This is a genomic window from Puerhibacterium sp. TATVAM-FAB25 (genome assembly GCF_046535855.1).
Taxonomy (GTDB): Bacteria; Actinomycetota; Actinomycetes; order Actinomycetales; family Cellulomonadaceae; genus Puerhibacterium; species Puerhibacterium variabilis_A.
On sequence record NZ_JAXUAK010000022.1, the window covers coordinates 14,066 to 35,226 of the forward strand.

Annotated in this window: 25 protein-coding genes; 5 read left to right on the forward strand and 20 right to left on the reverse strand. The window is 76.0% G+C overall.

What is annotated here, in order from left to right:
* Position 1: 1 nt before the first annotated feature.
* From U5M74_RS15035 to U5M74_RS15130, 20 genes are all read right to left on the reverse strand, one after another.
* A complete protein-coding gene (locus tag U5M74_RS15035) occupies positions 2-904 on the reverse strand; it encodes a flagellar motor protein MotB (protein ID WP_410909735.1) in 903 nt (300 codons plus the stop codon).
* The gene (locus tag U5M74_RS15040) at positions 901-1,692 is read right to left on the reverse strand and encodes a motility protein A (RefSeq protein ID WP_410909736.1); all 792 of its coding nucleotides are present in this window, start codon (positions 1,690-1,692) and stop codon (positions 901-903) included. The genes U5M74_RS15035 and U5M74_RS15040 overlap by 4 nt, the downstream gene beginning before the upstream one ends.
* Complete coding sequence (locus U5M74_RS15045; RefSeq protein WP_410909737.1) at positions 1,692-1,997, reverse strand: flagellar FlbD family protein; 306 nt, start codon at positions 1,995-1,997, stop codon at positions 1,692-1,694. The genes U5M74_RS15040 and U5M74_RS15045 overlap by 1 nt, the downstream gene beginning before the upstream one ends.
* Positions 1,998-2,127: 130 nt before the next feature.
* Positions 2,128-2,832 carry a C40 family peptidase gene (locus U5M74_RS15050; RefSeq protein ID WP_410909738.1) on the reverse strand — a complete coding sequence of 235 codons (705 nt, stop codon included), beginning with the start codon at positions 2,830-2,832 and terminating at the stop codon, positions 2,128-2,130.
* Positions 2,833-2,884: 52 nt separating this feature from the next.
* Entirely contained in the window at positions 2,885-4,069 is a 1,185-nt protein-coding gene (locus U5M74_RS15055) for a flagellar hook protein FlgE (protein WP_410909739.1), read from the reverse strand.
* A gap of 45 nt (positions 4,070-4,114) precedes the next feature.
* Positions 4,115-4,678, reverse strand: coding sequence for a flagellar hook assembly protein FlgD (locus U5M74_RS15060; RefSeq protein ID WP_410909740.1), 564 nt, complete (start codon positions 4,676-4,678; stop codon positions 4,115-4,117).
* Between the two features lie 15 nt (positions 4,679-4,693).
* Entirely contained in the window at positions 4,694-6,403 is a 1,710-nt protein-coding gene (locus tag U5M74_RS15065; protein ID WP_410909741.1) for a flagellar hook-length control protein FliK, read from the reverse strand.
* Entirely contained in the window at positions 6,400-6,822 is a 423-nt protein-coding gene (locus U5M74_RS15070; protein WP_410909742.1) for a flagellar FliJ family protein, read from the reverse strand. Before U5M74_RS15070 ends, U5M74_RS15065 begins: the two co-directional genes overlap by 4 nt.
* Complete coding sequence (locus U5M74_RS15075; RefSeq protein ID WP_410909743.1) at positions 6,819-8,144, reverse strand: FliI/YscN family ATPase; 1,326 nt, start codon at positions 8,142-8,144, stop codon at positions 6,819-6,821. The genes U5M74_RS15070 and U5M74_RS15075 overlap by 4 nt, the downstream gene beginning before the upstream one ends.
* Entirely contained in the window at positions 8,141-8,974 is an 834-nt protein-coding gene (locus U5M74_RS15080; protein WP_410909744.1) for a FliH/SctL family protein, read from the reverse strand. Before U5M74_RS15080 ends, U5M74_RS15075 begins: the two co-directional genes overlap by 4 nt.
* 4 nt (positions 8,975-8,978) lie before the next feature.
* Positions 8,979-9,983 carry a flagellar motor switch protein FliG gene (gene fliG, locus U5M74_RS15085; RefSeq protein WP_410909766.1) on the reverse strand — a complete coding sequence of 335 codons (1,005 nt, stop codon included), beginning with the start codon at positions 9,981-9,983 and terminating at the stop codon, positions 8,979-8,981.
* Between the two features lie 53 nt (positions 9,984-10,036).
* The gene (gene fliF, locus U5M74_RS15090) at positions 10,037-11,632 is read right to left on the reverse strand and encodes a flagellar basal-body MS-ring/collar protein FliF (protein WP_410909745.1); all 1,596 of its coding nucleotides are present in this window, start codon (positions 11,630-11,632) and stop codon (positions 10,037-10,039) included.
* The gene (fliE, locus tag U5M74_RS15095; protein ID WP_410909746.1) at positions 11,632-11,949 is read right to left on the reverse strand and encodes a flagellar hook-basal body complex protein FliE; all 318 of its coding nucleotides are present in this window, start codon (positions 11,947-11,949) and stop codon (positions 11,632-11,634) included. The genes fliF and fliE overlap by 1 nt, the downstream gene beginning before the upstream one ends.
* Positions 11,949-12,344: a flagellar basal body rod protein FlgC gene (gene flgC / locus U5M74_RS15100; protein ID WP_069982812.1), complete on the reverse strand. Its 396-nt coding sequence runs from the start codon at positions 12,342-12,344 to the stop codon at positions 11,949-11,951. The genes fliE and flgC overlap by 1 nt, the downstream gene beginning before the upstream one ends.
* On the reverse strand, positions 12,344-12,685 hold the full coding sequence (locus tag U5M74_RS15105; protein ID WP_069982830.1) for a flagellar basal body protein: 342 nt from the start codon (positions 12,683-12,685) through the stop codon (positions 12,344-12,346). The genes flgC and U5M74_RS15105 overlap by 1 nt, the downstream gene beginning before the upstream one ends.
* A 199-nt stretch (positions 12,686-12,884) precedes the next feature.
* Positions 12,885-13,274: a hypothetical protein gene (locus tag U5M74_RS15110; protein ID WP_410909747.1), complete on the reverse strand. Its 390-nt coding sequence runs from the start codon at positions 13,272-13,274 to the stop codon at positions 12,885-12,887.
* A 1-nt stretch (position 13,275) separates the two neighbouring features.
* Positions 13,276-13,740, reverse strand: coding sequence for a flagellar export chaperone FliS (gene fliS, locus U5M74_RS15115; RefSeq protein WP_410909748.1), 465 nt, complete (start codon positions 13,738-13,740; stop codon positions 13,276-13,278).
* Between the two features lie 11 nt (positions 13,741-13,751).
* The gene (gene fliD, locus U5M74_RS15120; protein ID WP_410909749.1) at positions 13,752-15,092 is read right to left on the reverse strand and encodes a flagellar filament capping protein FliD; all 1,341 of its coding nucleotides are present in this window, start codon (positions 15,090-15,092) and stop codon (positions 13,752-13,754) included.
* Positions 15,093-15,231: 139 nt separating this feature from the next.
* Complete coding sequence (locus U5M74_RS15125; RefSeq protein ID WP_410909750.1) at positions 15,232-16,032, reverse strand: flagellin; 801 nt, start codon at positions 16,030-16,032, stop codon at positions 15,232-15,234.
* Positions 16,033-16,135: 103 nt separating this feature from the next.
* Positions 16,136-16,957, reverse strand: coding sequence for a sigma-70 family RNA polymerase sigma factor (locus U5M74_RS15130; protein ID WP_410909751.1), 822 nt, complete (start codon positions 16,955-16,957; stop codon positions 16,136-16,138).
* Positions 16,958-17,364: 407 nt separating this feature from the next.
* On the opposite strand from U5M74_RS15130, the gene flgN reads away from it, so the two are divergent.
* From flgN to U5M74_RS15155, 5 genes are all read left to right on the forward strand, one after another.
* A complete protein-coding gene (flgN, locus tag U5M74_RS15135) occupies positions 17,365-17,847 on the forward strand; it encodes a flagellar export chaperone FlgN (RefSeq protein ID WP_410909752.1) in 483 nt (160 codons plus the stop codon).
* Positions 17,848-17,899: 52 nt separating this feature from the next.
* Positions 17,900-19,327: a flagellar hook-associated protein FlgK gene (gene flgK / locus U5M74_RS15140; RefSeq protein WP_410909753.1), complete on the forward strand. Its 1,428-nt coding sequence runs from the start codon at positions 17,900-17,902 to the stop codon at positions 19,325-19,327.
* A 2-nt stretch (positions 19,328-19,329) separates the two neighbouring features.
* Positions 19,330-20,220: a flagellin gene (locus U5M74_RS15145; RefSeq protein WP_410909754.1), complete on the forward strand. Its 891-nt coding sequence runs from the start codon at positions 19,330-19,332 to the stop codon at positions 20,218-20,220.
* Positions 20,217-20,663, forward strand: a complete 447-nt coding sequence (locus tag U5M74_RS15150) for a flagellar assembly protein FliW (protein ID WP_410909755.1) — start codon at positions 20,217-20,219, stop codon at positions 20,661-20,663. The genes U5M74_RS15145 and U5M74_RS15150 overlap by 4 nt, the downstream gene beginning before the upstream one ends.
* Before the next feature lie 99 nt (positions 20,664-20,762).
* On the forward strand, positions 20,763-21,071 hold the full coding sequence (locus U5M74_RS15155; protein WP_410909756.1) for a type IV toxin-antitoxin system AbiEi family antitoxin domain-containing protein: 309 nt from the start codon (positions 20,763-20,765) through the stop codon (positions 21,069-21,071).
* Positions 21,072-21,161: the final 90 nt, after the last annotated feature.

Sequence of the window (21,161 nt, forward strand, 5' to 3'; positions counted from 1 at the left end):
CTCACTCCTCCGTCCCGATGACTTGTGGCAGCAGCTCGCGGACCTTCTCCGGCGCGCTGCTGAGGATGACGAGGTCCACCCGGCGGTTCGCGGCCAGGGCCTGGTCGTCGTCGCCGGGCACCAGCGGGCGCTGGTCCCCGAAGCCGACGGCCATGATCCGCGAGCCGGCGATGCCGTCGTTCTCCACCAGGTGCCGCAGCACCTGCGTGGCGCGGTCGGCGGAGAGCTCCCAGTTGGTGGGGTACCGGCCGGAGACGGGCAGCACGTTGGCGTGCCCCTCGACCGAGATCTGCTCGCTCAGGCCGGCGAGCGTCGGCCCGGCGGCGTCGAGCACCTGCCGGGCGGTGTCGGTGAGCCCGGCGCTCGAGGCGGCGAAGAACACGTCGTCGGCGACCAGGCCGATCGTCAGGCCGCGCTCGTCGATGCGCATGCTGACCGCGTCCTGCAGGCCCTGGGCCTCCAGCGCGGCCGCGACCTCGTCGCGGACCTCGACCAGGTGGCTCGCCTCCTGGCGCGCCTCGGCGACCACGGACGGGTCGGCGCCGGCGAGGGCGCTGGGGAGGGAGCCGGGGTCGACGCCCTGCTCCCCCAGGCCCTCGTCGCCGGCCAGGGGGTCGCCGGCCTGCTGGGCCGGCACGATCGCCGCGGCCGGGTCGCCGTCGAGCGCCCCGTCGCTGCCCTCGAGCACGCCGGTGCTGCCGGTGGTGATGCCGAAGCCCTCCGACAGCGACTCGCGCAGCGCCTCGAACTTGGCCTGGTCCACCTGGCTCATCGCGTACAGCACGATGAACAGGCCCATGAGCACCGTGATCATGTCGGAGTAGCTCACGAGCCAGCGCTCGTGGTTGACGTGCTCCTCCTCCACGTGCCGGCGGCGCCGGCCGCGCCCGCCGCCCCCGCTCACGCGGCCTCCGCCTGCGCGTCGGCCTTGGCGGCGCGCTCGGCGCCGTCGCCGGGCAGCAGGCTGCGCAGCTGCTCGCCGACCAGGCGCGGGTTGGCGCCGGACTGCACGGCGAGCAGGCCCTCGAGCGTGACCTCCATCTGGGTGCACTCGAGGTCGGAGATGCGGCGGATGCGGGTGCCGATCGGCAGCCACACCACGTTGGCGGACAGGATGCCCCAGAGGGTCGCGACGAACGCGGCGGCGATCGAGTGGCCCAGCGACTCGGGGTCGGAGAGGTTCTCGAGCACGTGCACCAGGGAGATGACGGTGCCGATGATGCCGATCGTCGGGGCGTAGCCGCCGAGGTCCTGGAAGTACTTGGCGTGCACCCGGTCCCCGGTGCGCTTCGAGGCGATCTTGTCCTCGAGCAGGCGGCGCAGGTCCTCGGGGTCGGTGCCGTCGATCGCGGACTGCAGCCCCGCGCGCAGGAACGGGTCCTCGACGTCGCGGGCGTCCTCCTCGAGGGCCAGCAGGCCCTCGCGGCGCGCACGGTCGGCGAGCCGGACGAGCGTGTCGATCGTGGCGGAGGGGTCCGGCGCCTTGCTGCGCAGGGCGCGCGGCACGGCCTTGAACGCCCCGATCGTGTCGGCGAGCGTGTGCCCGGCGATGCCGACGCCGATCGTGCCGACCCAGACCAGCAGCAGCGGGGCGGGCAGGAGGATCGACATCGGGTTGGCGCCCTCGAGCAGGAGGGCCCCGAAGATCGCGCCGAGGGCGACGACGATGCCGATGAGGCCAGCGGGATCCATCAACGGCTCCTGGGACGTAGCGGGACGGGCGGCGACGGGGGCGGCTCGTCGCCGCCGCCGTCGTGCAGGACCAGCTGGGGGCCGCCCTCGTGGGTGGGCTCGGGGTCGACGATCTCCTGGGCGCGCGCCAGCACCCGAGCCTTGTGCTCGGTGATGCGGTCGACGAGGTCGTCGAGCGACTGGGCGATGACGTACTTGGTGCCGTCCACCAGCGTGACGACCGTGTCCGGGGCGCACTCGACGCGCTGGATGAGGTCCGGGTTGAGCCCGAAGGCTGCCCCGTTGAGGCGCGTCACGACGATCACGGCAGGCCCTGTCCTTGGTCCTTGGAGCCGGTGCTCCGGACGTCCTGTCCGGACCGGCAGGGGCCCTTCCGTGGGCCCTCGTCGTACGAATCGGCCGATCCGGCCGATCCCTGAGGAATCCGGGGGAACGTCAGGTGAACCGCAGGAAGACCGGGTCGTCCTGCCACATCGTGCGTTCCGTGACCTGCCAGTTACCCGTCCGGGCCGCCTCGATCTGCCGGTCGCCGCCGAGGTAGATCGCCACGTGCCCGGGCGACCAGATGACGTCGCCCGGCCGGGCCTCCTCGCGCGGGACGACGGTGCCGGCCTCGCGGATCTGGCTCGAGGAGCGCGGCAGGTCGATGCCGGCCTGCCGGTAGGCGTAGCCCACCAGGCCGGAGCAGTCGATGCCGGCCGAGGTCTCGCCCCCGAAGACGTACGGGGTGCCGGTCATCGAGCGCGCCGCGGCGATCACCTCGGCCCCGCGCCCGCCGGCCGCGTCCGAGGACGCGGCCGGCGCGGCGACGGGCGCGGACGACGCCGCGCCGGCGAGCGGGCCGGTGAGGAGGCCCGTGGAGGCTCCCGGCGCGCCCAGGCCGCCGAGCGCGCCGGCGGCGGCCGTGCCGGCCGCCGCGCCGGTCGCCCCCGCCGCGCCGGTGCCGAGCTGGGCGGCGAGCGCGGCGGCGAACGCCCCGCCCGTGCCGGCGGTGGTGGCGCTCGAGGTGGCCGACGTCGCCGCCAGGGCGCTCGTCGCGGCGCTCGTCAGGGTGGCCGACGACGTCGTGCGCGCGCTCACCTGACCGATGACGGACTCGATCTCGGCGATGCGGCCGGCGATCTGGCTGATGCCGTCCATGCGTGCTGGGGACCTCCTGCTGGGTGGTGCGGGTCAGGCGCTGCGCGGTGCGTCAGCGCTTGAGGTTGACGAGCTCGTTGAGCACCTCGTCGGACGTGGTGATGACGCGCGAGCTCGCCTGGAAGCCGCGCTGCGCCACGATGAGGTTGGTGAACTCGTTGGACAGGTCCACGTTCGACATCTCCAGCGCGCCGCCGGCCAGGGTGCCGCGGCCGCCGGCGCCCGCCGCGCCCACCTGCGGGTCGCCCGAGGCCACGCCCGCGCGCAGCAGCGAGCCGCCCGCCTTCTCCAGGCCGGCCGGGTTGACGAACGAGCCCACGGCGACCTGGCCGAGCGCCTGCGTCATGCCGTTGGAGAAGGTGCCGGTGATGACGCCGGCGGCGTCGATGCTGAACGCCTGCAGCACGCCGGAGGCGTTGCCGTCGGTCGTGGCGAGCTTCATCGTGTCCGCTCCGGCCTGGCTGGTCAGCGTGCTGAGGTCCACGGTGATCCCGTCGACGGCAGGCAGGGCGTCCTCGACGGTGAGCGTGCCGTCGTCCTCAACGGTCAGCGACCCGGTGACGGCCGGGTTCGTCCCCACCTGCGCGGCGACGTCCCAGCCCTCCGCGGTACGGGTGAACGTCAGCGCCAGCTCGCTCGCGTTGCCCGCGGCGTCGTAGACCTCCACGGTCCGCTCGACGACCTTGCCCACGGCGGCGGCGCCGTCGAGGTTGCCGGTGACCGCGGCCCCCGTGGTCGCCGTGGCGTTCATGACCGTGCCGACCTGGACCTGCAGGTCCTGCAGCGGCGCGTTGGTGTCGATGGTGCCGTCGGCACCTGCGCGCCAGCCCTGCACGATCGCGCCGTCGCCGGGGAGCACCATCTGGCCGAGGCTGTCGAAGTCGAAGGCGCCCGAGCGGGTGTAGAACGTCTCGCCGCCGCGGCGGACGACGAAGTAGCCGTCGCCCTGGATCATCATGTCCGTCGCCTTGCCGGTGAGCTGGCTCGAGCCCTGCGTGAGGTTGGTGCTGACGCCGGCGACGCGGACGCCGAGGCCCACCTGCGCCGGGTTGGTGCCGCCCTGGCCGTCCTGCGCGCCGGCCGGGAACTGGACCATCTGGCTGAGGGTGTCCTGGAACTGCACCGAGGACGACTTGAAGCCGGTGGTGTTGACGTTGGCGATGTTGTTGCCGGTCACGTCGAGCATGGTCTGGTGGCTCTTGAGGCCGCTGATGCCGGAGAAGAGCGAGCGGAGCATGGGCGTGTCCTTTCGGGAGGGACGGCTCGGGAAGGTGCGGGTCGGTCAGACGGCGCCGGCGGCGTCGGCCGGGGCGTCGGGGGTGTCGTCGGTGCCGGTGCCGGGGTCGCTGTCCGGGGTGTCGGGCGTCGTGGTGCCCGGCGTGCCGGTCGTCGGCGGCGTCGTGGCCCCGACCGGGGCGACGACCGTGACGAGGTCGAGCGGCACCTGCAGGTCGCCGACCTGCAGCAGCGGCGTGCCGGAGTCGTAGGTCACCGCGCTGACGACGCCGGTGACGCTCGCGCCGTCGGCGTCGACGGCGGTGATCTGCTTGCCGACGAGGGAGGCGGCGGTCGCCCGCTGCTGCATCGCGAACGCCTCGCGCTGCGTGTCGGCGAGCGCGACGAGCTGCTCCACGCTGGTCATCTGCGTGGTCTGCGCCATGAGCTGCGTGGTGTCCATGGGGCTCGTCGGGTCCTGGTAGCGCAGCTGCGCCACGAGGAGCTGGAGGAACGCCTCGGAGTCGAGCGTGGTGCCGTCCTTGGCCGGCGTCGCGCTCGTCGTGGTCGTCGCGGCGGTGCGCCCGGCGCCGAGCGCGGAGACCGGGATGCTGCCGTCGATGGTGGTCATGGGAGGCCTTCCGGGTCAGAGGACGAGGTCGAGGCCGCGGGCCGGGGACGCCGGCTCGGGCGGGGCAGGGTCGGCGGCGCGCGCGGCCGGGGTGCCGCTGCCGGACGGCGCGGGCCGTGCGCCCGGCCGGCCGGACCGGTCGCCGTCGGCGGCCTGCTGCTGCGGGCCGCTCGAGGCGCCGTCAGAGCCGGCGGAGGTGCCGGCGGAGGCGCCGGCGGAGGCGCCGGCTCCGGTGCCGCCCGGGCCGACGTGCGCCTGCAGGCCCGCGGCCTGCAGGTCGCGGCGGAGCTCGCCGAGGGCGCCGCGCAGCGCCTCGCGCATCTGCTCCGAGCCGCCGAGCAGGTCGAGCCGCACGTGCTCGCCGGAGATGTGCGCGACGACGCGGACCGGGCCCAGGTGCTCGGGGTCGATCGGCACGGAAAGCACGTGGCTGCCCTCGCCGGCGCCCGCCAGGGGGCGCAGGCGGGCGCCGAGCTGCGCCGCGAGCTGGTCGGACAGCGGGGCGGGCGCAGCAGCCCACGGCGTCGGTGCCGCCGGGGTCGCCGCGGGCGCGGCGGCGGTCGGCGCGGCCGTCGACGGCGTCGCGGCCACCGACGCGGCGGCCGGGTCCGCCGCCGGCGTCGCGGCGGGTGCGGCCGGCGCGGCCGCGGCCGCAGTCGGGGCCGGGGCCGGGGTCGGGGCGGCGTCGCCACCGGCGACCGGGACCTGCGGCGCGGAGGCTGCGGCGGCGTCGGCCGCGGGCGTCGCGGCGCTGGTGGCCGCGCTGCCCGCGGGCACCGCGGGAGCGGAGGGCACGGGCGCGGGGGCCGTCGCGGCCACCGCCGGCGCAGGAGCGTCCCCGGCCGGCGGCGCGACCTGGCGGCCGGCCGCGGCCGGCACTGCCGCGGTCGGGGCGCCCGCCGCGGGGGCGCCGGCACCAGACATGGCGCCGGCGGCGTCCGCGACGACCGCGGCGGTCTGCACCGCACCGCCCGCCGTGGCGGCGGGCCGCGCCGTCCCGGTGGTCGCGTCGCTGCCCAGGCCGGCGACCGCGGTCGCGACCGCCCCGGCGATGACGTCGCCGAGCGTGGCGGCAGGGGCCACCGGGCCGGCGGACGCCGCCACGGGGACGACGGGCACAGCGGGCACGCCGGGCACGGCAGGCGCGGCGGGCGCGACGGCGGGAGCCGTCGTCGGGGCGGCGGGCCCCGGGGCGCCAAAGGCCAGCGCGGCGGCACGGTCGGTCGCCGTCCCCGCCGCGGTCCCGGCCACGACACCGGCCACGACACCGGCCACGGCACCGGCTACGGAACCGGCCACGGAACCCGCCACGGCACCGCCCGCGGCGCCCGGCGCCGGGGACGCCGCCACGGACGCCACGGACGCCTCCCCGTCCGGGCGCGCGGCGCCGGCCGCGGCGGCCTCGGCACCGTCGGCGGGACGGTGCACGGCGTCGCCGGGCTCCGGCGTCGCCGGCCGGTCGGCGGCGCCGGACGCACCCGCCGTGCCGGGCCCGAGAGCCGCGGGCGCCGCCGTCTCCGCGCGACGCTCGTGGTCCTCCCCCGCGCGCTCCCGCGCCCGGCGGTCGGCCGGCCGCGGCGCGCGGTCGCCGGCGTCGTCGGGCGTGCCGACGGCAGCGAGCACCTCGGCGAACAGGTCACCGGTCCGGGTGCCCGGGCGCTGCCCGGCCGCGCCGACCGTCGTGGTGGGTCCCCCGGGACCGGCCCCCAGCACGGGGACGCTCATCGCTCCTCCTCCTGCGCGCCGCGTGCGGCGATCTCGTCCAGCCCGGCCTGCTCGGCCTTGCGCTCGGCCGCGGTCACGCGCTCGGTGTGGCGCTCCGCGAGCCGCTCCACGGCGCGCGTGCGCGCGCGGGCGGCGCTCCACTCCTGCTCGCGCCCGCGGACCTGCTGCTCGGCCGCCTGGCGGGCCGCGATGCTCTCCGAGAGCAGCGCGGACAGCGCGGCGCGCCCGGCCACCATGGCCTGCCAGGCGGCGTCGTTCGCGGGCCGGGGGTCCTGCCCCTGCAGCTCCGCGCGGACGGCCTCGACGCGCTCCTCGGCGGCGGCGCGCTCGCGCTGGGCGCGGGCCAGCTCGCCCGCGGCGAGGTCCTCCTCCACCTCGCGCACGCGCAGCAGCCCCGCGAGGGGGAACCTCCGGTTCATGCGGTGCCTCCCAGCCGTGCCACGAGCCGCTCGAGCCGCTCCCACGACTCGGCGACCGGGGCGTGGTCGTCCATGCCCTGGCGCAGGAACGCGTCGATGTCCCCGGCGCAGGCGAGCGCCGCGTCGACCCGCGGGTCGGTGCCGGCCACGTAGGCGCCGACGTCGAGCAGGTCCTTGGCCGCGCCCCGCGCGGCGAGCACCGCGCGCAGCGAGGCGGCCGCGGCGCGCTGCGCCGGCGTCGTGACCCGCGAGGCGACGCGCGAGACCGACGCGACGGCGTCGACCGCCGGGTAGTGGCCGGCGACGGCGAGCTCGCGGCGCAGCACCACGTGCCCGTCCAGGATCGAGCGGGCCGCGTCGGCGATCGGCTCGTCGTGGTCGTCGCCGTCCACGAGCACGGTGTACAGCCCGGTCACGGAGCCGCGCGGGCCCGTGCCGGCCCGCTCCAGCAGCCGCGCCAGCAGCGCGAAGGTGCTCGGCGGGTACCCGCGGGTGGCGGGCGGCTCGCCCACGGACAGCCCGATCTCGCGCTGCGCCATGGCCACGCGGGTCAGGGAGTCCATCATCAGCACCGCGTGCAGGCCGGCGTCGCGCAGGTGCTCGGCGATGCGGGTCGCCACGAACGCCGAGCGCTGGCGCACCAGCGGCGGCGCGTCGGACGTGGCGACCACGACGACGGAGCGGGCCAGGCCCTCGGGCCCCAGATCGTCCTCGAGGAACTCGCGCACCTCGCGGCCGCGCTCGCCGACCAGCGCGATGACGCTGGCCTCCGCGGCGGTGCCGCGCGCGATCATCGACAGCAGGCTCGACTTGCCCACGCCGGAGCCGGCGAACAGGCCCAGGCGCTGCCCGCGCCCGGCGGCGGTGAGCGTGTCGAGCACGCGCACGCCCAGCGGCATCGGGGTGTCCACGCGGGCGCGCTCGAGCGGGTGCGGGGCGGCGGCCTCGACCGGCACCCACGCCTCGGCGCGCAGCGGCCCGCGCCCGTCGATGGGGCGGCCCAGCCCGTCGAGCACGCGTCCCAGCAGCCCGCGCCCCACCGGGACGCGCAGCGTGCCGCCGCCGCGCGCGGGCAGCCCGGCCTGCAGCCCGGTCACCGGCCCGAGCGGCATGCAGCGCAGGCGGTCCTCGCCGGCCGCGACCACCTCGACGGGCACCGCGGCGGGGCCGTCGCCCACCGTGAGCAGGTCGCCCACGGCCGCGCGCAGCCCGACGACGTCGACCACCAGCCCCATCACGGAGCTCACCGTGCCCACGGCCTCCGGGCGCGCGGCGCGCAGCGCCTGCGGCCACGCCGTCGTCGCCGTCGCCGTGGCCGTCACGCGGCGCTCCCGCGCACGACGGCGGCATGGCCGACGGCGTCCTCGAAGGCGTCCTCGACGGTGCTCCCGACAGCGTTCCCGACGGTGTGCCCCATGGTGTCCCCCACGGTGTCCCCGACGGCGGCGGTCTCCGCTCCCCCGTCGGCGAGCGCGGCGCGCGCCCGCTCCAGGGCGGTGGCGATCCGGGCGTCGAGGTAGCCGTGCGGGTGGCGCGCCAGGGCGTCGCCCGGCCGCAGCGCGGGGTCGGCCTCGAGCCGCACGCCCTCGGGCAGCGCCGCGCCCGTGCGGGCCTGCTCGGCCGCCAGGGCCTGCAGGTCGCGCGGGTGCAGGTGCACGGTCATGACGTCGGGGGTCTGCGGGTGCTCCAGCACGCGGGCCAGCGCGGCCCGCGCCGAGCGGGCGTGGTCGGCGAGCTCGACGCCGAGCACGGCGGCGGCCAGCTCCAGCGCGGCGGCGTGCAGGGCGCGCTCCGCCTCCACGAGCACGGCGCCCTCCCGGTCCCGGGCGGCGCGGGTGGCGCGCTCGAGCGCGGCCAGCGCGGCGGCGTGCTCGGCGCGGCGGCGCTCCTCGGCGGCCGCGCGCTCCTGCGCGGCGCGCGCCGCCTCGGCGGAGGCGACCTCGGCCGCGCGGCGGGCACCGGCGGCGTACCCGGCGGCCCAGCCCGCGGCGCGCGCCGCGGACCGCGCCGGGCCGCCGTCGTCGTCGGGGCCGACGGCGGGCAGCGCGACGCTCACCGGCACGCCGACCGGCTCGGCGCCCTGCTCGGCGCCCTGCGCGGCCGCGCCCACGGGCGTCGGCACGAACGGCACCGCGCCGGCGCGTGCCGGCACCGGCTCAGGCGACATAGTCGTCCTCGCCGTCGCGCCGGATCACGATCTGGCCGGACTCCTCCAGGCCGCGGATGGTCTGCACCACGCCGGCGCGGGCCTCCTCGACCTGGGACATGCGCACGGGGCCGAGCAGGTCGATCTCGTCGACGAGCGTCTCGCGCGCGCGCTCCGACAGGTTGCGCAGCACCTTGTCCCGCACCGCCGGGTCGGCACCCTTGAGCGCCACCGCGAGGCGGGCCTGCTCCACCTGCCGCAGCACCATCTGCAGCGCGCGGTCCTCGAGCAGCAGGATGTCCGCGAACACGAACATGCGGCTGCGGACCTCCTCGGCCAGCGACTCGTCGCGGGCCTCCAGGCCCTCGAGGATCGCCTTCTCCGTGGTGGGGTCGGAGCGGTTGATGATCTCGACCAGCGGCGCCACGCCGCCCACGGCCGCGAGCTCGCGCGGGGTGAGCACCGTCGAGGCCTTGCGCTGCAGCGTCTCGGCGACCACCGCGACGACGTCCGGCGAGGCGCGCTCCATGAGCGCGATGCGGTGCGCGACGTCGCCCTGGAGCGTGGCGGGCAGGCCGGCCAGGATGGCCGACGCGTGGTCGGGCCGCAGGTGGGCCAGCACCAGCGCGATGCCCTGCGGGTGCTCGCCGGACAGCAGCGAGATCACCTGGCGGGCGTCGGCCTGCTGGAGGAACTCGAACGGCTGGCCGGCCATCGTCGACTGCAGCCGCTCCAGCATGCTGGCGGCCTGGTCGGCGCCCACGGACGCCTCGAGGAGCTGCTGGGCGGCGCTGAGGCCGCCGGCCACGCCGGGGCCCATCGCCGAGACGGCGTAGAACTCCTCGACGACGGCGTCGGCTACCGTCTGGTCCACGCGCTCGAGGTGCATGATCTCGGCGGTCAGCTCCTCGACCTCCGCCGGGTCGAGCTCGGCCAGGACGCGGGCGGCCCGCTCCCGGCCCAGCTGCAGCAGGAGCAGCGCCGCCTTGCGGCGCCCGGGCGTCGCCGGGTCCAGCGCGGGCGCGGCCGCCGGCGCCGGTGCGGGCGGCGGCCCGGTCGTCACGAGGGTCATCGCCCGGCCCCCGTCCCCGAGCCGGCCATCCAGGTGCGCAGCAGCTCGGCCATCTCCTCCGGGTTCTCGTCGGCCAGCGTGGCGATCTCGGCCCGCTTGCGGTCGGTGCCGTCGTCGATCTGCGGCACCTCCACCGGCGGCAGCAGCTGGGTGGGCTCGCCCACGGCCCCGCCGTCGAGCAGCAGCGGCGGCTCGTCGACCGGCGTCAGCTCGCCGAGGTTCAGGCGCTCGCGCTGGGTGCGGCGCGAGCGGCGCACCATCAGCACGATCACGACGATCGCGGCGACCAGCACCGCGGCGGCGATGGCCAGGTCGCGGTACAGGCGCGCCTGCGCGGCGGCGTCCTCCTGCGCCTGCGCCTCGGCGAGCGCGGCGGCGGCCTGGTCGGCGGCGGACTGGTCGAACGCCAGGCGCTGCACCTCGATCGTGTCGCCGCGGTCGGGCACGATCCCGGCGGCGGCGGCGAGCGTCTGCTCGAGCGCGGCGAGGTCGATCCCGGCGGCCGGCTCCATGTCGAGCACGACGGCGACGGACTGCCGCTCCACGCGCCCGGGCGCCGCGCTGGTCACCTCGGTGACCTTGTCGACGGCGTTCTGCACCTCCTCGCTCGAGCTCGTGTAGGAGCCCTCGCCGTCACCGGCCGGCACCTGCACGTTGTCCGGGCCGAGCACGCCGGTGGCCGTGCCGCCCGTGCCGGTGTACTCCTCCTCGGTGGTCGAGGAGGTCAGCGGCGGGACGTCCGGCGTGGCCGTGAACTGTTCGGAGGTGCGCTGCGTCTCGTCGAAGTTGAGCGCGGCGGTCACGGTGACGGCCGAGTTGCCCACCCCGACGACCTGGTCGAGCACGCCCTGCAGCGCCTGGCGCACGCGGTCCTCGTACTCGGCGGTGCGCTGGCCGGCCACCTGGCCGGCGGCGTCGGTGCCGGAGGCGGACAGCACCTTGCCGGTGGCGTCGACGACCGACACGTCCGCGGGCTGCATGCCGCTGATCCCCGCGGAGACCAGGTGCACCACGGCCTGGACCTGCTCGGGGGTGAGCGTGGTGCCCGGGCGGGTCTGGACGAACACCGACGCGGTCGGGTCCTGTTGCTCCTCGGCGAACACCGTCTCCTCGGGCAGCGCCAGGCGCACCGACGCCTGCTCCACGCCGTCCATGGCCTCGACGGTCGTGGCCAGCTCGCCCTCGAGGGCGCGCTGGTAGGTGGTCTGCTGCTGGAACTCCGAGGAGGTCACCGGCATGTCGTCGAGCAGCGAGTAGCCGTCGCCGTCGGCGTTGGCCGGCAGGCCGGCCGACGCCATCGCGATCCGCTCGGCGTAGAGCCGGTCGTTGGGCACCAGCACGGTGGCCCCGCCGTCGGCGAGCTCGTACGGCACGCCGTCGGCCTCGAGCTGGTCGACGACGGCGCTCGCGTCGCTGCCCGAGAGCCCGCTGAACAGCGGCGCCATCGTGGGGCGCGAGAGCCACGCGGAGAGCGCGACGACGCCCAGGACCACCACGGCCACGCCGAGGACGGCGAGGGTGCGCTGGGCGAGGCTGAACTGGCCGACGACGTCGCGGGCGCGGTCGAGCGCCGCCCTGACCTGTGTGGGCATCAGGCCTGCATCCGCATGATCTCGGTGAACGCCTCGACGGCCTTGTTGCGCACGGCGGCGGTGAGCTCGAGCGCGGTCGCCGCCTGGGCGGAGGCGATCGTGTAGTCGTGCACGTCGTCGAGCTCACCGGTCACCGCCTGCACGGCGAGGGTCTGCGACGTCGACTGCAGCTGCTGCAGCCCGTCGATCGCCGAGCCGAGCGCGCCGGCGAAGCCGCCGTCGTCGGCGACGGACCCGACGGCCGGCGCGCCCACGGGCGCGACCGCGGCGGTCTGGACGGGCAGGGCGGGGCTCACGGCCCCGACGGCGGGAAGCATCACGAGCGTCCGATCTGCAGGGCGGCCTGGTATGTCTCACGGGCACGGTCGACCACCGCGGCGTTCGCCTGGTAGCCACGCTGGGCCATGATCAGCTGCGTCATCTGCGACGCCATGTCGATGTCGGGGTAGCGCACGTACCCCTCGGCGTCGGCGAGCGGGTTCTCGGGCTCGTAGACGAGCCGGCCCTCGGCGTCGCCCAGCTCGATGCCGCCCACCTGCACGCCCTGGCCGTCGGCGGACTCGGTGGCGACCACGTAGCGCGCCTGGAAGGCGGCCTCGTTGGTGCTGGTGACGGTGGAGACGTTGGCGACGTTGTCGCTGACCGCGTCGAGCCACTTGCGGTGGAGGGTCAGGCCCGTCCCGGCGATGCCGATCGCGTCGAAGATGCTCATCAGGCGGTCCTGATCGCCGCGCGGATGCCGCTGAACGTGCCCGAGATCGCCTGGGTCGCCAGCTGGTAGCGCAGGTTGGTGTCGATGTTCGCGAGCGTCTGGCTGTCGAGGTTGACGTTGTTGCCGTCCTCGCGCGTCGGCTCGAGCGAGCGCGCGACGGTGACGCGCGCGCTGCCGGTGCCGCGGTCGACGGCGCGGGCGAGCTCGTCCTCGAAGAGGACGCGCTGGGCCTGGTAGCCGGGCGTCTGCAGGTTCGCGATGTTGTCGGCGATCACGCGCTGGCGCAGCGCGAGACCGTCCAAGGCGGACCCGAGCGCGACGAAGCTCACGGAGTCGAACATGCCCACGGCGATGTACCCCTCATCGACGTATTGCGACACGGCCGATCCATGGCCTGCGGGACGAGCACTCCTTGCTCGTCCCGCCCATCGGGCCGGGCGGCGCGTACGTGAGGGGTCCGAGGTTTTTTCACCCGCTCGGGGGCGTCATCGTCCTGGTGCGCTGGTCCGGGTGGCGCCCGGACGGCGCCGGCCTGCCGGGTCAGCCCCGGGCGTCGAGGAAGACCGGCTCGGCCGCGGGGCGCGAGCGCACGGCGTCGGAGACGGCCACCTGGCGGCGCGCCAGCGACGCGGCCTCCGCCAGGCGCTCGGCGACGTCGAGCTGGCGAGCGAGCAGCTCGCGGGCGCGGGCCTCCAGGGAGGCGGGCAGCGAGCCCACGCCGGCCGGCGGACGCCACGACCGCGCGGCGGGCGCCTCGGCCGCCGCCGGCAGGTGGGCGACGGCGAGCATCTCCTCGGCCGTCACGACGTCGAGCTCGAGGCGCGCGAGCGCGTCGGACCACGCGGCGTGCCAGCGGTCGGCGTCCGGCGTGCCCTGCGAGGTCCCGTCCGGCGTCCTCTCCGGCGTCGTGGCCGGCGCGTGCGGGGCCACGTCAGCCGATCCCGAGCAGGCCGCCGGTGCCGGCGGCGGGCTGGCTGCCGGCGAAGGGGTTGCCGGCCGGCGTGGGCGCGGCGGGCGCGGGAGCGGGAGCGGCGAGCTGCTCGGCGGCCTGGTGCCAGGCGTCCGCGAGCGGCGCGACGAGCTCGCGGCACGCGGCCACGCGCGCGGCGTCGTCGTTCGTGCGGGCGGCGAGCAGCTCGGCGAGCAGGTAGCCGTACACCTGCATCAGGGCGGGGCCGCCGTCCCAGGCGTCCTGGTCGAGCCCGCTCATCAGCTCGCCGACCACGTCCTGGGCGTGGTCGAGCTCGCGCCGCGCCGTCGCCGTGTCCTCGGCGCCCAGCGCGGCGGCGGCCCGGTCGAGGTCGAGCAGCAGGCGGTCGTAGAGCATCGTCACGAGCTGCGCCGGGCTGGCGGTGGCCACGGTGCTCGCGAGGTAGCTGGCGCGCGGGTCGTGCACGAGGTCTCCGATCAGCCGGCGCTCGAGGCGCTGAGGGACGAGAGCTGGCTCGCGAGCCAGGACGACTGCGCCTGGAGGTTCGACAGCGTGACCTCGAGCGCGGAGTAGGTGCGTTGCAGCCCCTCGCGGCGCTGCTCCAGGCGGAGGTCCCACGCGGCGATCTGCTCGCCCAGGTCCTTGACCTCGTCCTGGCGGCCCTGGATCTTCAGCGTCAGCGTGCCCTCGTAGGCGTCGCTGACGTCGTCGGCGACGTCGGCGACGCGCTGCGCCAGCCCGGCGACGATCGACTGGACCTTCTCCGGGTCGGCGGCGAGCGCCTCGGTGAAGACCTTCTCGTCGAAGCTGAACGTGCCGTAGCGGTCGATGGAGATGCCCGCCACGGACGGCGAGCTGCCGTCCACCGGGTTCGACGCCGCCGACATGAGCGCCTGCTGCAGCGACCGGATGGTCGAGTCACCGCTGAAGACCCCGCCCTTGACGACGGTGTTGCCGGAGCTGTCGGTCGTGGTGGTCGTGGCCGTGCGGGTGCTGATGTCCGACAGGACGGCGCCCAGCGCCTCGACCAGGCCGGAGGCGAGCTTCGTCAGCGCCTCGGTGTCGCGCTCCAGGGTCAGGGAGACGTCCTGGCCCACGGCGGCGGCGGTGACGGTGACGTCGACGCCGAGCACCAGGTCCTCGAACGTGTTGGACGCCTGCGTGATGGTGTCGCCGTTGCTGAGGGTGATCTCGGCGTCCTGGGCCTGGCGGACCGTCGTGACGCCCTCGAGGCCCGTCACCTCGAACGCACCGGCGGTGGCGCCCGTCTCGGTGCCGGTCAGCTGGAGCCGGTAGGTGGCGGTGCCGTCGTCGGCGGAGGGGCCGCGCACGACGCTGGCGCGGACGCCGGCGTCAGCGGCGTTGATGGCGGCGGCGACGTCCTGGAGGCTGCCCGACGCCGGCTCGACCGTGACGGTCTCCGTGCCGCGGGTGATGGTGATCGGGTCACCGGTGGCGATGGTGTCGCTGAGCGGCACGGCGGCGGTCGTGGAGACCTGCGCGGTGGCGACCCGCTCGACGGTGAAGCTGATCGAGCCCGCCTGCGTGCTGCTGCCGGTCACCGAGGCGGTGACGCCCTCGTGCGAGCTGGTCGCCCTGGCGGCCTGCCACGAGTCGGCCTTGGCCGCCTTGGTGGCCGCCTCGCCGAGCGCGGCGACCTTGGTGTTGAGCGCCTGCAGCGCGGTGACCAGGGCGCTGGCCTGGGTCTGCTTGGACTTCAGCAGCGTCTGGGGCGCCGCCTCGATCTGCATGAGCTGGTTGATCAGCGTGGTCGTCTGGAGACCGCTGACCAGACCGTCGACTCCGAAGGCCGCCACCGGACCCTCCTCCTTCGTGTGCAGTACCGAGACCGCCGCGGCGGCGAGCGCGGTGCGCCCGCCGCCGCGGAGGGGTGCGAGGGGCCTGCGGCCCCTCACCGAGGTTCACGGCGCCGCTGCAGGACGCCGGGAGCCGGCGTCAGCGCAGGAGCTGCAGGACGCCCTGCGGGACCTGGTTGGCCTGGGCGAGCATCGCCGTGCCGGCCTGCGACAGGATGTTGGCGCGGGTGAAGTTCACCATCTCCTGCGCCATGTCGGTGTCGCGGATGCGGGACTCCGAGGCCGACAGGTTCTCGATCGCCACGTTGACGTTCTTGACCGTGTGCTCGAAGCGGTTCTGGATCGCACCGAGCTCGGCACGCTGCGTCGAGACCTCGGTGATCGCGTCCTGGATCGTGTTGCTGTCGGCGATGTCGATCGCGGCCATCGCGGTGCCGGTGGAGAAGTCGGCGAGCGCGGTGGCGCCGGTGATCGTGATCGTGTCCGCGCTGTCGTAGCCGACCTGGAAGGTCAGGTCGGTGGCAGCGAAGAGCTCCACGCCGTTGAACTTGGCGTTGTCCTTGATGCGGGTGATCTCGGAGGTCAGCTCGTCGAACTCGGCCTGCAGGGCAGCCTGCGAGTCGGCGTTCTGCGCGCCGCTGGCGTACTGCACGGAGAGGTCGTTCATGCGCTGGAGCATGGCGTGGACCTCGGTGAGCGCACCTTCGGCGGTCTGGACGACGGAGATGCCGTCCTGGGCGTTGCGGGCGGCGACCTTGAGGCCACCGACCTGCGAGCGCAGGCCCTCGGAGATGGCCAGGCCCGCGGCGTCGTCCGCGGCGCGGTTGATCCGGAAGCCGCTCGAGAGCTTCTCGAGGGACTTGCTCAGGTCGTTCTGCGTGTTGGACAGGTTGCGGTAGGAGTTGACCGCAGCGATGTTCTGGTTGATCGACAGCGCCATCGTTCTCTTCTTCCGTGAGTAGTGGTGCGGGGCCCGTCCGTGGGCTCACCCCCCTCATCGCCCGCCGCGCGCAGGGCGTGAGGAGTTTTCCGAGAAACGTTCGTCAGGCCGGCGCGCGCACGGTGCCGGCGCGCACGGCGCGGTCCGCGACGGCCGCGAAGTACCGCTGACGCCGCCGCTCGGCGACGCCGTCCGGGCGGGTGGGCTCGGGCACCAGGTCCGGGTCGAGCCCGGTGTTGATGCCGTCGCGCAGCAGCGCCAGGGCCTCCGTGCGCAGCTGGCTGATCCGCGACGGCGTCACGCCCAGCTCCTCGGCCAGGTCGGCCGGCGCGCGGTCGTCGAAGAACAGGCCCTCGACCACGACCTGCAGCCGCTCCGGCAGCTCGTCCACCGCGGCGCGCATCCACACCAGCCGCTCGCGGGTGAGCGCCACCTCCTCCGGCGTCGGCGCCGCGTCGGGCAGCACCTCGGCGACCGGGCTGCCCGGCACGTCGAGGCTCAGCACGCGGCGCTCGAGGTCGGCGCGGGCCTGGTCGACCGTCGCGGCGTCGGCGCCCATCGCGGCGGCGACCTCCTCGCGCGTCGGCGTGCGCCCCAGCGACACGGTCAGCCGGTCCACGGTCGAGCCCATCTCCCGGGCCCGGGCGCGGGCGCCGCGCGAGGCCCAGTCCATGGAGCGCAGCTCGTCGAGGATCGCGCCCCGCACCCGGAGCGCGGCGTAGCGCGCGAACGGCACGCCGGTGCTCGCGTCGTACGAGCGGGCCGCCAGGACGAGCGCGAGGAACCCCGCCGAGGACAGGTCGTCGCGGGTCACCGAGGACGGCACGCGCGGCAGGACCTCCGAGACCTGGTAGCCGACCACCGCGAGGTGGTCACGCACGAGCTGGGCGGCGGTCTCGTCCAGCGTCGTCACCGGTGCGCTCACCGCACACCCCCGGCACGAGCGCCCGTGCCGCCTCCGTCCATGCCGTGCCCCCCAGAGCCTCGGGTTCCACCCATCGGTCCACACACCCTTTCGTCCGTCCCCCGCAGGAGATCGACTGGCACCCCACATGCCATCGGCACCCCACATGCCGAGCAGAAGACTGCGGGACGCGCGGCCCCACCTGGGACGAAATCGCGGGTGATCAGCGGGTGAAATTCACGGCTTGCACACAAGTTTTCCGGATCGTTACCCAGCGGGAACGCCCTGTTGCCCGCGCAGCGCCGCGGCCGGACCGGGAAAACCCGGGGGAAACTCGTCATCACCGGGCACACGCCTGCCGATGAGAGAGGTACGGCGCGCCCAGACCCGGCGCGCTACCTGCTGAGACGAAGGGTCTTCGCACGAACGTGGAACTGAGCCGACTCTCCGACGTCCTGTGGGCGCAGAGGCACCTGCTCGAGCTGCTGCTCTTCAAGCTCGAGCAGGAGCAGCTGGTGCTCACCTCGGGGCGCACCCGGTGGCTCGCGCAGGCGTCGCGCGAGGTCGCGAACGTCATCGACGCCGTCCGGGACACCGAGGTGGGCCGGGCGGCCGAGGCCGAGGCCGCGGCGCGGGCCCTCGACCTGCCGGACGGCAGCTCGCTGGGGCGGATCGCCGACGCCGCGCCGGCCCCCTGGGACGAGCTGCTGCGCAGCCACCGCGCCGCGCTCGCCGGCCTGGCGGCCGAGATCCGCGAGGTCACCGAGAACAACCGCGAGCTGCTGGCGACGTCCTACCAGGCGACGCGCGAGACCCTCGCGACGCTGGAGAGCGACGCCGCGACCTACTCCCCCGACGGGCGCACCTCGCCCGGCGACCGCAGCGGCCAGATCATCGACCGCTCGCTGTGACCCCCACGCACCCCGCACCCACCCCCACGCACCGACCGAGGAGCAGCACCCGATGAGCACCTTCTCCGGGCTGAGCACGGCGCTGAGCTCGCTGATCGCCCAGCGGCAGGCGCTCGAGGTCGCCGGGCAGAACGTCGCCAACGCGAACACCGTGGGCTACACGCGCCAGCGCGCCGAGCTCGGCGCCGTCGCCGGTGCCGGCACCCCGGCCATCTTCTCGACGCCGGCCGTGGCGAGCGGCGGCGTGCAGGTGAACAACGTCGCGCGCCTGGGCGACGCCTTCCTCGACGCGCGCCTGCGCACCACGACGTCGTCCGCGGCGTCGCTGCAGGAGATCGCCGACGCGGCCGCCGAGCTCGAGAAGACGCTCGGCGAGCCCAGCGCCACGGGGCTGTCGGCGCAGCTCGACACCCTGTGGTCGGCGTGGAACGACCTCGCCGCCACCCCGGACAAGGACGCCGCGCGCGCCGTCGTCCTCGAGGCCACCACGGCCGTCGTCGAGCGCATCGCGACGCTGCGCTCCGAGGCCGCCACGCAGTGGGGCGGCAGCCGCGACAAGCTCACGGCCCTCGTGGACCAGGTGAACGCGTCCGCGGCGTCCGTGGCCGACCTCAACGAGCAGATCCGAACCATCACCGCCTCGGGCGGCACGGCCAACGAGCTCATGGACGCCCGCGACGCCCTGGTGACGCAGCTGTCCGGCCTGGTCGGCGCCACGGTCCAGACGCGGGCGGACGGCCAGGTCGACGTGCTCGTCGGCGGCACCCCGCTGGTCAGCGGCGCCACCGCCCGCTCGCTCACCGTCGCCGGGTCGTCGCGGTTCGACGACGCCACCGCCGCCGGCGGCGCGCAGGCCGTGCACGTCGAGTGGGCGCACCGCCCCGGCGTCGCCGCCGGCGTCGACGGCGGCCGGGTCGCGGGCCTGCTCACCGTGCTCGCCCCCGCGGAGTCCGGCGGCCTGTACGCCCGCGCCGCGGCGTCGTACGACCAGCTCGCCACCGACCTCGCGGCCCAGGTCAACGCCATCCACACGACCGGGCGCACGCCCGACGGCGCCGCCGGCGGCCCGCTGTTCACCTTCGAGGCAGGCATGCCGCCGGCCCTGGGCCTGCGCGTCGCCGTCACGGACCCGGCGGACCTCGCCACGGCCGGCGCCGCCGAGGGCCCGCTCGGCGGCTCGGTCGCCGCGCAGATCGCCGCCCTCGCCGACGCTGACGACAGCCCGAGCGCCGCCTGGAGCACGATCGTCGTCGACCTCGGCGTCCGCACCGCCAGCGCCGGCGCCCGCGCCGACGTCGCCGAGGCCGCGCGGGCCTCGGCCGAGTCGCGGCGCATCGCACAGACCAGCGTCGACACCGACGAGGAGACGGTGAACATGCTCGCGTTCCAGCGGGCCTACGAGGGCGCCGCCCGCGTGCTCACCGCCGTCGACGAGATGCTCGACACCCTCATCAACCGCACCGGCGTCGTCGGGAGGTAATCATGATCGGCCGCATCACCCACCAGTCGATCCAGCACCAGTCGCTGGCGAACCTGCAGCGCAACCTCACGGCGATGAGCGCGCTGCAGAGCCAGCTGTCCTCGGGCAAGCGGGTCACCGTGCCGTCCGACGACCCGGCCGTGGCGAACGACATGCTGCGCCTGCGCGGCGAGCAGGCCGCGCTGGTGCGCCAGCAGCGCAGCGTCGCCGACGCCGACGCGTGGCTGTCCACCGTGGACAACGCGCTGGCCGCCACGCTGTCGGGCATGCGCGAGGCTCGCGACACGCTCGTGCGGGGCAACAGCGCCGCGATGGGCCAGGAGGCCCGCGACGCGCTCGCGGCCAACCTCGTGGGCGTGCGCGACGCGCTGCTCGACCAGGCCAACACCGCCTACATCGGCCGCCAGGTCTTCGCCGGCACCTCCGCCGAGAACGCGTTCGACCGCACCACGTACGCCTACAGCGGCGCGGTCGCCGGCACGACGCCGCCGGTCGAGCGGCAGGTCAGCGCCGAGGGCGCCGTGCGCGTCGACTCAGACGGCGCCGCCGTCTTCGGCGTCGGCGAGAACTCGGTCTTCGCCCTGCTGGACCGCGCCGCGGCCGCGCTGCGCGCCGGCGAGGACGTGTCCGGCCACCTCACCGAGCTCGACGCCCGCATGACGGCGGTCACGACCGAGGTCTCCTCGGTCGGTGCCCGCCACGCCCGGGTGCTGGAGGCGAAGGAGGCCACCGCCGACGAGCAGGTCGCCCTCAAGTCGCGGCTGTCCGCCGTCGAGGACGTCGACCTGGCCGAGGCGATCCTCGACCTGCAGCTGCAGGAGGTCGCCTACCAGGGCGCGCTGGGCGCCACGGCGCGCGTGCTCCAGCCGACCCTGCTGGACTTCCTCCGGTGAGCGCCGTGGCGACCCAGGAGGCGACGATGGACGGTGCGGCGGCCGGCGCCCCTGGTGGCGTGGCGGACCTGCCGGTGCGCGTGGAGGCCGTGGAGCCGCTGCCCGGCCTGGGCGGGCGCACGCGGTACACGCTGGAGCCGCTCGCCGACGCCGTCGGCGTGCTGGTGCTGCGCAGCGACGACGCCGCGGTGCGGCTGTTCCTCGCCGACCCGGCCACGTTCTTCCCGGACTACTCCCCCGCGCTCCCGGACGGCCTCGCCGCGCGGCTCGGCGCGGAGCCCGGGGCCGAGCTCCGCGTGCTCGTGGTGGTGCACCCCGCGGACGACGGCCGCGGCGTGCCGACGGCGAACCTGCTGGCGCCGCTCGTGGTGGCCCCGGCGGCCGGCCGTGTGGTGCAGGTCGTGCTCGAGGCGGACCTCCCGCTGCGGGCCCCTCTGGCCTGACCCCCGCCTCTCCCCTCTCGCCGTTCCGGGACTCGTTGGTGCTAGGGCTCCTGTGGACGACGCGCACGGGGCGGGCCCGGGGTGGTGTTGCCTCGGGGCATGCAGTCGCCCCGGCCGCTGCCGCCCGCGGTCCTCGAGCTCGCCCGCCGTCAGGCCGGGCTGGTCTCCGCGCGCCAGCTCGCCGACGCCGGCCTCGACGCGCGCCGCGCCCACGAGAAGGTCCGCCAGGGGCTGCTGGTGCCCGTCTGCCGCGGCGTGTACGACGTCGAGCCCACGCCGCCGCCGCTGCGGACCGCGGGCGCGGGAGCCGGGTGCGCCGCTTCCGCGGCACGGGCTCGACCACGACGCCGGACGGGTGGGCGGTGGCGCCGCTGCCCGAGGCGCTCGCCCAGGCGGTGCTCGCGCTGAGCAGCCTTCCGCGCGGGCGCGACCACGCCGTCGCGATCCTGGACGACGTCCCTGCACCGCGGCCTGCTCACGCCCGCCGGGCTGCGGGAG

Excerpts from the sequence above, each read along its gene's own strand:
- U5M74_RS15040 (WP_410909736.1), bottom strand. The coding sequence starts at position 1,692 with ATGGATCCCGCTGGCCTCATCGGCATCGTCGTCGCCCTCGGCGCGATC.
- U5M74_RS15050 (WP_410909738.1), bottom strand. The coding sequence starts at position 2,832 with ATGGACGGCATCAGCCAGATCGCCGGCCGCATCGCCGAGATCGAGTCC.
- U5M74_RS15055 (WP_410909739.1), bottom strand. The coding sequence starts at position 4,069 with ATGCTCCGCTCGCTCTTCTCCGGCATCAGCGGCCTCAAGAGCCACCAG.
- U5M74_RS15060 (WP_410909740.1), bottom strand. The coding sequence starts at position 4,678 with ATGACCACCATCGACGGCAGCATCCCGGTCTCCGCGCTCGGCGCCGGG.
- U5M74_RS15065 (WP_410909741.1), bottom strand. The coding sequence starts at position 6,403 with ATGAGCGTCCCCGTGCTGGGGGCCGGTCCCGGGGGACCCACCACGACG.
- U5M74_RS15070 (WP_410909742.1), bottom strand. The coding sequence starts at position 6,822 with ATGAACCGGAGGTTCCCCCTCGCGGGGCTGCTGCGCGTGCGCGAGGTG.
- fliF (WP_410909745.1), bottom strand. The coding sequence starts at position 11,632 with ATGCCCACACAGGTCAGGGCGGCGCTCGACCGCGCCCGCGACGTCGTC.
- fliE (WP_410909746.1), bottom strand. The coding sequence starts at position 11,949 with ATGCTTCCCGCCGTCGGGGCCGTGAGCCCCGCCCTGCCCGTCCAGACC.
- flgC (WP_069982812.1), bottom strand. The coding sequence starts at position 12,344 with ATGAGCATCTTCGACGCGATCGGCATCGCCGGGACGGGCCTGACCCTC.
- U5M74_RS15105 (WP_069982830.1), bottom strand. The coding sequence starts at position 12,685 with ATGTTCGACTCCGTGAGCTTCGTCGCGCTCGGGTCCGCCTTGGACGGT.
- U5M74_RS15125 (WP_410909750.1), bottom strand. The coding sequence starts at position 16,032 with ATGGCGCTGTCGATCAACCAGAACATCGCTGCGGTCAACTCCTACCGC.
- flgK (WP_410909753.1), top strand. The coding sequence starts at position 17,900 with ATGAGCACCTTCTCCGGGCTGAGCACGGCGCTGAGCTCGCTGATCGCC.
- U5M74_RS15145 (WP_410909754.1), top strand. The coding sequence starts at position 19,330 with ATGATCGGCCGCATCACCCACCAGTCGATCCAGCACCAGTCGCTGGCG.
- U5M74_RS15155 (WP_410909756.1), top strand. The coding sequence starts at position 20,763 with ATGCAGTCGCCCCGGCCGCTGCCGCCCGCGGTCCTCGAGCTCGCCCGC.